This window comes from Curtobacterium sp. 1544 (assembly GCF_040544915.1).
GTDB lineage: Bacteria > Actinomycetota > Actinomycetes > Actinomycetales > Microbacteriaceae > Curtobacterium > Curtobacterium pusillum_C.
This window is the reverse complement of sequence record NZ_JBEPKX010000043.1, coordinates 1-12,590: the sequence shown is the minus strand read 5'-3', so window position 1 is coordinate 12,590 and position 12,590 is coordinate 1. Positions and strand designations below refer to the sequence as shown.

14 protein-coding genes and 1 pseudogene are annotated in these 12,590 nt (G+C 71.6%); 12 read left to right on the top strand and 3 right to left on the bottom strand.

Features of this window, described 5'->3' with window-relative positions; genetic code table 11:
• Positions 1–41: 41 nt before the first annotated feature.
• Both miaA and dapF read left to right on the top strand, forming a co-directional pair.
• Entirely contained in the window at positions 42–953 is a 912-nt protein-coding gene (miaA, locus tag ABIC61_RS17895; protein WP_354031008.1) for a tRNA (adenosine(37)-N6)-dimethylallyltransferase MiaA, read from the top strand.
• Positions 950–1,840: a diaminopimelate epimerase gene (dapF, locus tag ABIC61_RS17890; RefSeq protein WP_144754615.1), complete on the top strand. Its 891-nt coding sequence runs from the start codon at positions 950–952 to the stop codon at positions 1,838–1,840. Before miaA ends, dapF begins: the two co-directional genes overlap by 4 nt.
• Before the next feature lie 96 nt (positions 1,841–1,936).
• Here the strand turns inward: dapF and ABIC61_RS17885 are convergent, their stop codons facing one another.
• Positions 1,937–2,566 carry a class I SAM-dependent methyltransferase gene (locus ABIC61_RS17885; protein WP_354030997.1) on the bottom strand — a complete coding sequence of 210 codons (630 nt, stop codon included), beginning with the start codon at positions 2,564–2,566 and terminating at the stop codon, positions 1,937–1,939.
• Between the two features lie 61 nt (positions 2,567–2,627).
• On the opposite strand from ABIC61_RS17885, the gene hflX reads away from it, so the two are divergent.
• Positions 2,628–4,163, top strand: a complete 1,536-nt coding sequence (hflX, locus tag ABIC61_RS17880; protein ID WP_354030996.1) for a GTPase HflX — start codon at positions 2,628–2,630, stop codon at positions 4,161–4,163.
• 107 nt (positions 4,164–4,270) lie between these two features.
• Here hflX and lexA read toward each other — a convergent pair whose 3' ends face one another.
• Positions 4,271–4,915 carry a transcriptional repressor LexA gene (lexA, locus tag ABIC61_RS17875; RefSeq protein ID WP_079238651.1) on the bottom strand — a complete coding sequence of 215 codons (645 nt, stop codon included), beginning with the start codon at positions 4,913–4,915 and terminating at the stop codon, positions 4,271–4,273.
• 237 nt (positions 4,916–5,152) lie between these two features.
• Here lexA and ABIC61_RS17870 point away from each other — a divergent pair, with 237 nt between their 5' ends.
• From ABIC61_RS17870 to scpB, 9 genes are all read left to right on the top strand, one after another.
• A complete protein-coding gene (locus ABIC61_RS17870) occupies positions 5,153–5,521 on the top strand; it encodes a LysM peptidoglycan-binding domain-containing protein (protein WP_354030995.1) in 369 nt (122 codons plus the stop codon).
• A gap of 101 nt (positions 5,522–5,622) precedes the next feature.
• Complete coding sequence (locus ABIC61_RS17865; RefSeq protein WP_354030994.1) at positions 5,623–6,765, top strand: histidinol-phosphate transaminase; 1,143 nt, start codon at positions 5,623–5,625, stop codon at positions 6,763–6,765.
• Positions 6,762–7,364 (top strand): imidazoleglycerol-phosphate dehydratase HisB, encoded by a 603-nt coding sequence (gene hisB / locus ABIC61_RS17860; protein WP_354030993.1) that lies wholly within the window; start codon positions 6,762–6,764, stop codon positions 7,362–7,364. The genes ABIC61_RS17865 and hisB overlap by 4 nt, the downstream gene beginning before the upstream one ends.
• Complete coding sequence (gene hisH / locus ABIC61_RS17855) at positions 7,361–7,999, top strand: imidazole glycerol phosphate synthase subunit HisH (protein ID WP_144754596.1); 639 nt, start codon at positions 7,361–7,363, stop codon at positions 7,997–7,999. The genes hisB and hisH overlap by 4 nt, the downstream gene beginning before the upstream one ends.
• A 35-nt stretch (positions 8,000–8,034) precedes the next feature.
• On the top strand, positions 8,035–8,781 hold the full coding sequence (gene priA, locus ABIC61_RS17850) for a bifunctional 1-(5-phosphoribosyl)-5-((5-phosphoribosylamino)methylideneamino)imidazole-4-carboxamide isomerase/phosphoribosylanthranilate isomerase PriA (RefSeq protein WP_354030992.1): 747 nt from the start codon (positions 8,035–8,037) through the stop codon (positions 8,779–8,781).
• A 4-nt stretch (positions 8,782–8,785) separates the two neighbouring features.
• Positions 8,786–9,622 (top strand): SseB family protein, encoded by an 837-nt coding sequence (locus tag ABIC61_RS17845; RefSeq protein ID WP_354030991.1) that lies wholly within the window; start codon positions 8,786–8,788, stop codon positions 9,620–9,622.
• A gap of 158 nt (positions 9,623–9,780) precedes the next feature.
• Positions 9,781–10,659: a ParA family protein gene (locus tag ABIC61_RS17840; protein WP_079238658.1), complete on the top strand. Its 879-nt coding sequence runs from the start codon at positions 9,781–9,783 to the stop codon at positions 10,657–10,659.
• On the top strand, positions 10,643–11,503 hold the full coding sequence (locus ABIC61_RS17835; protein ID WP_354030990.1) for a segregation and condensation protein A: 861 nt from the start codon (positions 10,643–10,645) through the stop codon (positions 11,501–11,503). Before ABIC61_RS17840 ends, ABIC61_RS17835 begins: the two co-directional genes overlap by 17 nt.
• Complete coding sequence (gene scpB / locus ABIC61_RS17830; protein WP_502908823.1) at positions 11,493–12,170, top strand: SMC-Scp complex subunit ScpB; 678 nt, start codon at positions 11,493–11,495, stop codon at positions 12,168–12,170. Before ABIC61_RS17835 ends, scpB begins: the two co-directional genes overlap by 11 nt.
• A 52-nt stretch (positions 12,171–12,222) precedes the next feature.
• Here the strand turns inward: scpB and ABIC61_RS17825 are convergent.
• A pseudogene (locus ABIC61_RS17825) lies at positions 12,223–12,590 on the bottom strand (hypothetical protein); the annotation flags it as partial.

Genomic DNA, 12,590 nt, shown 5'->3' with positions numbered 1-12,590 from the left:
CCACCGACGCCGGCGGCGCCACCGCGGCCACCGACGCCGACCTGATCGCCGTCGTCGGCGCCACCGGCACCGGCAAGTCCGACCTCGGGATCGCGCTGGCGGAACGGCTGCGGGCATCCGGACGCCCGGCGGAGATCGTCAACGCCGACGCCATGCAGCTGTACCGCGGCATGGACATCGGGACCGCGAAGCTCACCGTCGCGGAACGTCGGGGTGTCCCGCACCACCAGCTCGACGTGCTCGACGTCACCGACGAGGCGAGCGTCGCCGCGTACCAACGCGACGCCCGAGCCGAGATCGACGCGATCCACGGGCGCGGCGGCGTCGCGATCCTCGTCGGCGGCAGCGGCCTGTACGTGTCGGCGGTGCTGTTCGACCTCGCGTTCCCCGGCACCGACCCCGAACTCCGGGCACAGCTCGAACGAGAGCACGACGAGCTCGGCCCCGGCATACTGCTCGAGCGGCTCCGGGCCCTCGACCCGACTGCCGCAGCGACGATCGACGCACGCAACCCACGGCGGTTGATCCGCGCCCTGGAGATCGCGAGCCGATCCGAGGTCGTCACCCCGAGCCTCCCGTCCGCGCCCCGCGCCTGGCGACCAGCTCGGATCCTGCACCTGCACCGTGAACGGCAGCAGCTCATCGCCGGCCTGCACGAGCGCGCCGCGCGCATGTTCGCGGCGGGTCTGGTCGACGAGGTCGACGCCCTGCGCGAGCAGGGTCTGGAACGCGGGAGGACGGCACGGGCCGCGATCGGGTACTCGCAGGCGCTCGAGGTGCTGCGGGGCGAGTCCACCGTCGCGCAGGCCGTCGAGGCCACGGGCATCGCCACCCGCAAGTACGCGCGACGCCAGGTCTCCTGGTTCCGCCGCTACGCCGACGCCGAGGTGCTCGACGTCACCGGAGCCGACCGGACGGCACTCACCGAGACGGCCCGTAGGATCGTCCCGTGACCGAGCTGCACTTCACCAAGGGCCAGGGGACCGGCAACGACTTCGTCCTGTTCGCCGACCCCGACGCCACGGTCGACCTGACCCCCGAGCGGATCCGTGCGATCGCGGACCGGCGCTTCGGCGTGGGCGGCGACGGCGTCATCCGCGCGGTCCGGTCCGAGTCGTTGCCGGAGGGGCAGGCGCTCCTGGCAGAGGACCCCGCCGCGGCCTGGTTCATGGACTACCACAACGCCGACGGCACCGTCGCGGAGATGTGCGGAAACGGCATCCGCGTGTTCGCGCGCTACCTCACCGAGTCCGGCCTCGTCGAGCTCGCGCCGGGGGAGACCCTGACGGTCGGCAGCCGCAAGGGCCTGGTCGACATCCAGCGCACGACCAACGGCTTCGCAGCCGACCTCGGCCGCTGGGGTCTCGGCATCGAGGGCGGTGGGTCGGACGACGTCCTCGTCCGCGCGAAGAACCTCGACCGTGCGCGCCCCGGCCTCGGCATCGACGTGGGCAACCCGCACGTGGTCGTCGCCCTCGCGACCGACGACGAGCTCGCGGACGTCGACCTCACCTACGTGCCCGTCCTCGATCCGGCGCCCGCCGCGGGGGCGAACGTCGAGTTCGTCCTGCCCGGCGACCCCCTCGTCCAGGACGGCGTCGGGCAGATCACGATGCGCGTGCACGAGCGCGGCAGCGGCGAGACCCTGTCGTGCGGCACGGGCGCGGTGGCCGCGGCGCTCGCGACGCGGTACTGGGCCGGCAACGGCGCGCCCGACACGTGGCGCGTCCGCGTCCCCGGCGGCGTCGTCACCGTGCGCATGTTCGCGGCGGAGGACGGCGAGCACGTCTCGTTGTCCGGTCCGGCGGAACTCGTCTTCTCGGGTGACCTGACGGTCTGACCCGACCGCGGTCGTCGGACTGGAGGCACGGATCACCGTGCCGACGTCGGTGACGCTGGTCGTGCCTCCAGACGGCATCCCGGCCCTGGCCGGGTCCTAGTCGGTCGCGGTCGCTTCGGCTGTGCGGTGCACCCGCAGCACGCGGAAGCCCTTGTCCGTCGTCGCCCGCGCCACGTGGAAGCCCGCGTCGAGGGTGTCGTCGAGCCACCGCTGCAGCGAGTCGCCACCGAGGTCCTTCGAGACGACGAGCCAGGCGTCGCCGCCGACCTCGAGCCGCGGGAGCCACGTCAGCAGGATCTGGTGCAGCTCGTCCTTGCCGACGCGGATCGGGGGGTTCGACCAGATCGTCCGGAAGCGCAGATCGGCCGGGACGTCGTCGGGCAGCGCGAGGAACACGTTCTCGGTGCCGGCAGCGGCTGCGTTCGCGCGGGCCAGCCCGAGGACCCGCTCGTTGACGTCGACGCCCCAGACCTGCGCCTCGGGGGACTCGAGCGCCATCGTGATCGCGATCGGACCCCAGCCGCAGCCGACGTCGAGCAGCGCGCCGTCGTGGGCGGGCGGCGGCACGGAACCGAGCAGGACCCGGGTGCCGCGGTCGAGGCCGTCCGGGCTGAAGACCCCTGCCGCGGTGGTGAGCGTGAGCGCCCGACCGGCGAGGGTGACCTGGATCTGCCGTTCCCGGGCGTCCGACGTCGGGCTCGCGGAGAAGTAGTGGTCGTTCGCCATGGATGAACCGTACCGGGAACCCCGTGTGTCCCGGGCCGTGCGGAGGTACCCTGTGCACAGGATGACGGATACCCACCAGAACGACCAGATCAACGACGACAGCGCTGCCGGTGTCGTCGAACGGGTCCTGCGCAACGCGGACTCCCGAGCGGCCTCGTCCGTGTTCGCACCGGCGCAGGCGATCCAGACCCGATCGGTCGACGACCGCGGCTGGAACGGCGACGGCGAGCAGTACGACCGCGAGGACCGCGCGGCCCTCCGACGCGTCGCCGGCCTCTCCACCGAACTCGAGGACGTCACCGAGGTCGAGTACCGGCAGCTCCGGCTCGAACAGGTCGTCCTGATCGGCGTCTACCCGCACGGCGACGCCTCCGACGCCGAGAACTCCCTGCGCGAACTCGCTGCGCTCGCCGAGACGGCGGGCGCCGTGGTGCTCGACGGGCTGCTGCAGCGCCGGCCGAACCCGGACCCGTCCACCTACCTCGGCAAGGGCAAGGCCGAGGAACTCGCGATGGTCGTCAAGGCGACCGGTGCCGACACGGTCATCGCCGACACCGAACTCGCGCCGTCCCAGCGTCGTGCGCTCGAGGACGTCGTCAAGGTCAAGGTCATCGACCGGACGGCCGTGATCCTCGACATCTTCAGCCAGCACGCCAAGAGCCGCGAGGGCAAGGCGCAGGTCGAACTGGCACAGCTCGAGTACCTCCTGCCGCGACTCCGTGGGTGGGGTGAGTCGATGTCCCGCCAGGCCGGTGGTCAGGTCTCCGGCGGCGCCGGCATGGGTTCCCGTGGCCCCGGTGAGACGAAGATCGAGCTCGACCGACGTCGCATCCACACCCGGATGTCGAAGCTCCGTCGGCAGATCGCCGGCTTCCGTCCCGCACGCGAGGCGAAGCGGGCCGACCGACACCGCAACGACGTGCCGAGCGTCGCGATCGCCGGCTACACCAACGCGGGCAAGTCCTCGCTGCTGAACCGGCTGACGAGCGCGGGCGTCCTCGTCCAGAACCAGCTCTTCGCGACGCTTGACGCCACGGTCCGCCGGACCGAGAGCGCCAAGGGCCGCGAGTTCACCTTCGTCGACACCGTCGGTTTCGTGCGCAACCTGCCGCACCAGCTCGTGGAGGCCTTCCGCTCCACGCTGGAGGAAGTGGGCGAGGCGGACGTCATCGTGCACGTCGTCGACGGCTCACACCCCGACCCGGTCGCGCAGCTGGCGACCGTGCGCGAGGTCATCGGCGACGTCGGCGCGCGAGAGATCCCGGAGATCGTCGCGTTCAACAAGGCGGACCTGATCGACGAGTCGCAGCGCCTCGTGCTGGTCGGCCTCGTGCCGGACGCCGTGTTCGTCTCGGCGCGCACCGGTGAGGGCATCCAGGACCTGCTCGAGGCGATCGAGTCCCGCCTGCCCGAGCCCGACGTGTCGCTGACCGTGGTGATCCCCTACGACCGGGGCGACCTCGTGTCGTCCCTGCACGACGCGGGCGCCGTGGAGTCGGTCGACTACGTCGAGGACGGCACCCGCCTCGACGTGCGGGTGTTCCAGCGACAGGTCGCGGAGCTCGACCCCTTCGTGGTCGCGCCCGTCGCGTCCTGATCGCGGGGCGTACCCAGCGCGTGCCTGCCAACGGCGTCGAGTGAGCAGGAATCGTCGGGTCGACGCGTTCGACTCGACGATTGCTGCTCCCTCGACGGGGACGCAGGTCAGATCGAGCGGAGGACCGCCACGACCTTGCCGAGCACGGTGGCCGCGTCGCCCAGGATCGGTTCGAACGCGGTGTTGCGGGGGAGCAGCCACGTGTGGCCGTCGCGCTGCCGGAAGACCTTGACGGTCGCTTCCTCGTCGAGCATCGCGGCGACGATGTCCCCGTTCTCCGCGGTCTGCTGCGAGCGGACGACGACCCAGTCGCCGTCGCAGATCGCGGCGTCGATCATCGACTCGCCCACGACCTTGAGCATGAAGAGGTCGCCCGTCCCGACCAGCTGACGCGGGAGCGGCACGATCTCGTCGACGTGCTGCTCGGCCGTGATCGGCACACCGGCGGCGATGCGGCCGACGAGCGGGACGAGGGTCGTGGCGTCGACGTCGGGTCCGTCGACGTCCGGTGTCGGCTCGTCGACCAGCACCTCGAGCGCGCGGGGGCGGTTCGGGTCGCGGCGGATCCAGCCGCCGAGCTCGAGCTGGCCGAGCTGGTGGGAGACGCTGGAGAGCGACGACAGGCCGGCAGCGTCGCCGATCTCGCGCATGCTCGGCGGGTAGCCCCGGCTGGCGATCGACGCACGGATCGCGTCGAGGATCGCCTGCTGCTTCGCCGTCAGCGGCTTCTGGACCCGCAGTTCGTCCGCCACGTCGTCTCGCCCTTCGTCGGTGCTGGGACGGTGCCCGCGGGAATGTCGGTGGTCCCCGTTTGACTTGTCCCAGTCGATCGAAACAGTATCCGACCGGCCCACGCCGAACAAACACCTGTTCGAGCGTGTCGGCAGAAATCTCCCCAGAAATCTCCGGACAGGACTTGTGCGACCTCGCATTCGAAACTATGTTCGGTACAGGACTTCGGTTCATCCGAACGGGAAGGCAAGAACGACATGAGCACCATCGCCATCGCTGACATCCAGCGCCCCACGGCGCCCGCCGTGCGTACGCGCCTGCGCCTCACGCGCCGCGGGCGGTTCGTCATCACGACGCTCGCCGCGATCCCCCTGCTCCTGGTCGTCGCCCTCGCGGTGCTGAACGGCGGGCAGGCGTCCGCCGGCAACACCCAGGCGAACGTCCACTTCGACACGGTCACCATCCAGCCGGGCGAGACGCTCTGGCAGCTGGCGGAGGAGACCGCTCCGAACGCCGACCCGCGCGACTTCGTGCAGGACGTGATCAGCCTGAACGCACTCGACGGCTCCGGCCTGCAGGCGGGCGAGCAGATCGCGATCCCGGCGCAGTACACCTCCGCCAAGTAGCGGGCGGAAGAGCCGAGCGGGAGCAGCGGACGGAAGCAGCACGCCTGCGCACCGTCCGGACGGCCGGTCTCCGCGGGGCACATGCGGCCTACGATGGATCGGTGGCATTCACGCTCGAAGACCTCCCGATCCGAGACGACCTGCGCGGGCAGAGCCCGTACGGCGCCCCGCAGAAGCACGTGCGCGTGCAACTCAACGTCAACGAGAACACGCATCCCGTGCCGGCTGACGTCGCCGAGGACATCGTCGCGTCGATCAGGCAGGCCCTCGCGACCGTGAACCGCTACCCCGATCGCGAGTTCACCGAGCTCCGACAGTCGCTGGCGGACTACCTCCAGCGCGGGCTCGGGTCGGACCAGGGAATCGGGACCGGCCAGACGATCAGCGCCGAGCAGATATGGGCGGCGAACGGCTCGAACGAGGTCCTGCAGCAGCTGCTCCAGGCGTTCGGCGGACCCGGGCGTACGGTGCTCGGCTTCCCGCCTACGTACTCCATGCACTCGATCCTCGCCTCTGGGACGGGGACGACGTGGATCCCCGCGCAGCGTGACGACGAGTTCCGCATCGCACCCGAGACGGTCGTGGCTGCGATCCGCGAGCACCAGCCGGACATCGTGTTCCTGTGCGGGCCGAACAACCCCACCGGGACGCCGCTGCCGATCGAGACGATCGAGGCCGCGTACGCCGCGACCGACGGCATCGTGATGGTGGACGAGGCCTACGCCGAGTTCATGCCGTCCGACGTGCCGAGCGCCCTCACGCTGCTGCCCGGTCGGGAGCGCCTCGTCGTGTCCCGCACCATGAGCAAGGCGTTCGCGTTCGCCGGCGCCCGCGTCGGGTACATGGCCGCACACCCCGCCGTGATCGACGCGATCCGCCTGGTCCGGCTGCCGTACCACCTGTCCGCGCTCACCCAGGCGGCGGCGGTCGCAGCGCTCCGGCACGCCCCGGAGATGCTCGCGATGGTCGACGACATCAAGCAGCAGCGCGACCGGATGGTCACCGAACTCCAGGCGATGGGCTACCGCACCTACGAGACCTGGTCGAACTTCGTCCTCTTCGGCGGCGTCGCGGACCCGCACGCGGCGTTCGAGGCACTGCTCGACCAGGACGTCATCGTGCGCGACCTCGGCATCCCGAACCACCTCCGTGTGAGCGCGGGCACGGAAGAGGAGACGACCGCCTTCCTCGACGCCATGCGCCGCGTCGCCGCCGACCAGCCGCCGGTTAGGGTTGCAGCATGACCGCGCGCACCGCCACGATCAGCCGGAGCACGAGCGAATCGAGCATCGAACTCGCGCTCGACCTCGACGGCACCGGCACGTCCGACATCTCGACGAGCGTGCCGTTCTTCGACCACATGCTGACGGCGTTCAGCAAGCACTCCCTGATCGACCTCCGCGTGCGGTCGACCGGCGACACCCACATCGACGTGCACCACACGGTCGAGGACACCGGCATCGTGCTCGGACAGGCGCTCAAGCAGGCCCTCGGCGACCGGTCGGGCATCGGCCGCTACGGTGACGCCCTCGTGCCCCTCGACGAGGCACTGGCGCAGGCGGTCGTCGACGTCTCGGGCCGTCCGTTCCTCGTGCACACGGGTGAACCCGCCGGCTTCGAGTTCCACCGCATCGGCGGACACTTCACCGGATCGATGGTCCGCCACGTGTTCGAGGCGATCACCTTCAACGCCGGGATCACCGTGCACGTGCGGCTCCTCGAGGGCCGTGACCCGCACCACATCGCCGAGGCCGAGTTCAAGGCGTTCGCCCGGGCCGTGCGCAAGGCGGTCGAACTCGACCCGCGCGTCGACGGCATCCCCTCCACCAAGGGGAAGCTGTGACGGGCGCGAGGCCGAACGTCGTCGTCCTGGACTACGGATCGGGCAACGTCCACTCCGCGGCCAAGGCGCTGGAGCGCGCCGGCGCCGACGTCACGCTGACCTCGGACAAGCAGGCCGCGCTGAACGCCGACGGCCTGCTCGTCCCCGGCGTCGGAGCGTTCGCGGCCGTGATCGACCAGCTCGAGGGCGTGCGGGGCGGCGAGATCGTCGACCACCGGCTCGCGGGTGGCCGGCCGGTGCTCGGCATCTGCGTCGGCATGCAGGTGCTCTTCTCCCGCGGCATCGAACGCGGGGTCGACGTCGAGGGGCTCGGGCAGTGGCCGGGCACGGTCGAGGAGATCCAGGCCGAGGTCCTGCCGCACATGGGCTGGAACACGGTCGAGGCCCCTGCGGACTCGGTGCTGTTCGACGGCCTCCACGACGAGCGCTTCTACTTCGTGCATTCCTACGGCGTCACCGACTTCCCGCTCGAGGCGTACGGCCCGTTCCGCGCGCCGCGCCTGACCTGGGCCGAGCACGGCCAGCGCTTCGTCGCCGCCGTCGAGAACGGCCCGCTCACCGCCACGCAGTTCCACCCCGAGAAGTCGGGGGAGCCGGGCATCCGCCTGCTCCGCAACTGGGTCGACTCGCTCTGAACCCGTCCGACCCCACCGCAACCGAGAACAGGACCATGACCGACCTCATCGCCACCCCGCCCCTCGTCCTGCTGCCCGCCGTGGACGTCGTCGACGGCCAGGCGGTGCGCCTCACCCAGGGGGAGGCCGGCAGTGAGACCTCCTACGGCGACCCGGTGTCGGCCGCCCGCACGTGGCGCGACGAGGGCGCCGAGTGGATCCACCTCGTCGACCTCGACGCCGCGTTCGGCCGTGGTGACAACCGCAAGGTCATCGCGCACGCCATCCGTGAGGTCGAGGGCGTCGCCGTCGAGCTCTCCGGCGGCATCCGCGACGACGCCTCGCTCGAGGCCGCCCTCGCGACCGGGGCCGCACGCGTCAACCTCGGCACGGCCGCGCTCGAGAACCCCGAGTGGGCCGCCCGCGTGATCCGGACGTACGGCGAGCAGATCGCAGTCGGGCTCGACGTCCGCGGCACCACGCTCGCGAGCCGTGGGTGGACCGAGGACGCCGGGGACCTGTGGGAGGTCCTCGACCGGCTCGAAGAGGCCGGCTGCGCCCGGTACGTGGTGACCGACGTGACGAAGGACGGCACGCTGCAGGGCCCGAACGTCGACCTGCTCCGCGAGGTCTGCGACCGCACCGACCAGCCCGTCGTCGCCTCCGGCGGCATCTCGACCCTCGACGACCTGCGGGCGCTGCGCGAGCTCGTGCCGCACGGCCTCGAGGGCGCGATCATCGGCAAGGCGCTCTACTCGGGGGCGTTCACGCTCCCGGCCGCCCTCGACATCGCCTCGGAGTAGCCGCGTGGCGGGTATCTCGAACGGCCGCGGCGCCGGACCCGACGCACCGACGGGCGAGGGGCACCCGGACGACGCGCACACCCCGGGCGGCGCCGCCGACTCCGCGGGCGTCGCCTGGGCCGGCCGGACGTTCGAGCAGCACGACACGACCTTCGACGACGACGACGGCCTCGCCGACCCGGCGCTGGTCACGGCGATCACCACGCTGTCCGACGGCGGGTCGCAGCGGGCGATCGTCGACGCCCTGCGCACCGCGCGCCTGCTCATCCCGCTCGTCGCCGAGGCCGGGGACGTCGGACACACCGACAGCGGCAAGCTCGTCGACAAGACCCAGGAACTCTCGATCGTCACGGTCGCCGGGCCGGACGGGCGCAGCGTGATGCCGGCGTTCACCTCGGTGGCGGCGATGCGTGCGTGGGACGCCGACGCCCGGCCCGTGCCGGCCGAGTCTCGCCGGGTCGCGATGGCGGCGGCGAGCGAGGAGACCCAGCTCGTCGTGCTCGACCCGACCTCGCCGACCGAGTTCGTCCTGCGTCGCCCGGCCGTGTGGGCACTCGGGCAGGACCTGCCGTGGACGCCCTGCTTCGAGGACCCGGAGGTCGGGCAGGCCTTCGCCGACTCCGTTGTCGGTGAGCGTGCGGTGGCGCGGGTCGAGCTGGCACCGGGGGACCCGCTCGGGCGGTTCGCCGGGGCGGAGCTGACGGTGGGCCTCGCGCTCCACCCCGGGCTCGACCAGACGCAGGTGCAGGAGCTCGTCGGTCGGCTGCAGCAGCGCTGGACGGCGGACGCCGTCATCGCGGAACGCGTGGACAGCATGCGGGTGGCGCTCCGCCCAGCGTGATCCGCGCCTCCAGTCCGATGCGCGTCTCGCGAACGCGACACGCGCTGGCGGACGGCCGGGAGGCACGGCTCGCGTCCGCCCCGCGGCCTACGGATCCCGCACCCACGCCCACGGCGGTGCGGCCCGGCCCGGCGGCCGGTCGCCGGTACGATGGCCGGGTGAGCACGAACCCGACGACCACCCCCGGAACCGGCGAGACCACCTTCGGTCCGACCGGACGGCCCGTCCGGCAGTTCGCGGTGCCCGAGGAACTCGACGGTCACGGTCCCGCTCGCATCATCGCACTCTGCAACCAGAAGGGCGGCGTCGGCAAGACCACGACGTCCATCAACCTCGGTGCGGCGCTGGCGGAGTACGGCCGCAAGGTCCTCGCCGTCGACTTCGACCCGCAGGGCGCGCTGTCCGCGGGCCTCGGCGTGCGGACCCACGACATCCCCACCGTCTACGACCTGCTGATGGGGTCGATCAAGGACCCGAACCAGGTCATCCAGCCGACGAACACGCCGTACCTCGACGTCATCCCGGCGAACATCGACCTGTCCGCTGCCGAGGTGCACCTCGTCAACGAGGTCGCTCGGGAGCAGATCCTCGCGAGCGTGCTGCGGAAGGTCGCGAACGACTACGACGTGATCCTGGTCGACTGCCAGCCGTCGCTCGGGCTGCTCACCGTGAACGCCCTCACCGCGGCGCACGGCGTGCTCATCCCGCTCGAGTGCGAGTTCTTCGCGCTGCGCGGCGTCGCCCTGCTCATCGAGACGATCGACAAGGTCCGCGACCGGCTGAACCCGGCGCTGACGCTCGACGGCATCCTCGCGACGATGTACGACTCACGAACGCTGCACTCGCGTGAGGTCATGGAGCGCGTCGTGGACACCTTCGACGACCGCGTCCTCGACACGGTCATCGGCCGCACGGTGAAGTTCCCGGACGCCACGGTCTCGGCCCGTCCGATCACGCAGACCGCTCCGGACCACGCCGCCGCGCACGCGTACCGGCAGCTCGCCAGGGAGCTCGTCGAGCGTGGCGCCGTCGCCTGACGACGCCGTCGTCCAGCAGCCGGCCGACGCGCCAGCGCCCGCCGGCACGCAGACCGCGCCCGGCTTCCGGGTTCGGCTCCGCAACTTCGACGGCCCGTTCGACCTGCTGCTGTCGCTCATCACGAAGCACGAACTCGACATCACCGAGGTGTCGCTCGGCGCGGTGACGGGGGAGTTCATCGAGTACGTGCGCCTGGCCGAGTCGGCGGACGAGCTCGACGAGGCCAGCGAGTTCCTCGTCGTCGCGGCGACCCTGCTCGACCTGAAGATCGCCGGGCTCCTGCCGCAGGGTGAACTCGTCGACGCCGAGGACGTCGCCCTGCTCGAGGCCCGCGACCTCCTGTTCGCCCGGCTCCTGCAGTACCGGGCGTTCAAGCAGGCCGCCGACTGGTTCGGCTCCCGATGGCTGACCGAGTCCCGCCGGCACGTCCGGAGCGTCCGGCTCGAGGAACGGTTCCGCGCCAGGACGCCCGAACTCGTGTGGACCCTTTCGGTGCAGGACTTCGCCGCGCTGGCGACCCTCGCGTTCGCGCCGCGGGCGCTCCCCACCGTCGGACTCGACCACCTGCACGCCCCGCTCGTGAGCATCCGCGAGCAGGCCGCCATCGTCGTCTCGATCCTCCGGACCCGCGCCGACGAGGACGTCTCGTTCCGCGAACTGGTCGCCGGCGTCTCGGAGACGGGTATCGTGGTGGCTCGCTTCCTCGCGATCCTGGAGCTGTACCGGAACGCGTCCATCTCGTTCGAACAGTTCGAACCGCTCGGGGAGCTGACGCTGCGTTGGACCGCCGAGGACTGGTCCGACGAGAGCCTCGCCAACCTGGGAGCCGACTATGACGGATGACGTGCACGACACGTCCAGCGCCGAACCCGGCGGCGCCGACGAGATGGCCGACGCCCGCGCGATCGAGCAGGAGATCCACGCCCACGCAGCGCACGCGGTCCCGATCGACCGGCAGCTCGAGGCGATCCTCATGATCGCCGACGAGCCCCAGTCCCTCGTGTCGCTCGGCGCGGCCGTTGGTGCTCCGGTGCCCGCGGTCCGGCAGGCGATCGAGCGCCTCGTGGCGGACTTCGACGGTGTCGACGGCACCGTCCGCCGCGGGTTCGAACTCCGCGAGGTCGGCGGCGGCTGGCGTTTCTACGTCCGACAGGACCTCGACGACGTCGTCGAGCAGTTCGTCGAGGCCGAGCGCCCCTCCCGCCTGTCCCAGGCCGCCCTCGAGACCCTCGCGGTCGTCGCCTACAAGCAGCCGATCACCCGCTCGCAGATCGCCTCGATCCGCGCGGTGAACGTCGACGGCGTCGTCCGGACCCTCGTCGCCCGCGGGCTCATCGAGGAGTCCTTCACCGACGCCGAGACCGGCGCCATCAACTACGTCACGTCCGACCTGCTCCTGCAGCAGCTCGGCATCAACTCGCTCGACGAGCTGCCGCTCATCTCGCCCCTCCTGGACGACGGTGCGGACGGCTTCGAGCAGAACGAAGGGATCCCTGATGGCCGCGTATGAGGAAGAACGACGAGGCGGCCCGCGGGGCGGTTCGGGTCGGACTGGAGGCGCGTCACGCGACCGCAACGCCGGCTCCGGTCGAGCAGGCGGCCGGTCTGGCGACTCGGGTCGCGACGACCGCGGTGGGTACCGGGGTCGCGACGAGCGTCCCGCTTCGGGTGGGTACCGGGGTCGCGACGAGCGTCCGTCGGGCGGCGGCGGGTACCGCGGGCGTGACGACCGCCGGGAGGCCCCGCGCCGCGACGACGACCGCGGTGGGTACCGGGGTCGCGACGACCGTCCGACCTCCGGTGGGTACCGGGGTCGCGACGAGCGTCCGGCGTCGGGTGGGTACCGGGGTCGCGACGAGCGTCCGGCGTCGGGTGGGTACCGGGGTCGCGACGAGCGTCCGGCGTCGGGTGGGTACCGGGGTCGCGACGA

Excerpts from the sequence above, each read along its gene's own strand:
- ABIC61_RS17870 (WP_354030995.1), top strand. The coding sequence starts at position 5,153 with ATGAGCACCATCGCCATCGCTGACATCCAGCGCCCCACGGCGCCCGCC.
- scpB (WP_502908823.1), top strand. The coding sequence starts at position 11,493 with ATGACGGATGACGTGCACGACACGTCCAGCGCCGAACCCGGCGGCGCC.
- priA (WP_354030992.1), top strand. The coding sequence starts at position 8,035 with ATGACCGACCTCATCGCCACCCCGCCCCTCGTCCTGCTGCCCGCCGTG.
- hisB (WP_354030993.1), top strand. The coding sequence starts at position 6,762 with ATGACCGCGCGCACCGCCACGATCAGCCGGAGCACGAGCGAATCGAGC.
- ABIC61_RS17885 (WP_354030997.1), bottom strand. The coding sequence starts at position 2,566 with ATGGCGAACGACCACTACTTCTCCGCGAGCCCGACGTCGGACGCCCGG.
- hflX (WP_354030996.1), top strand. The coding sequence starts at position 2,628 with ATGACGGATACCCACCAGAACGACCAGATCAACGACGACAGCGCTGCC.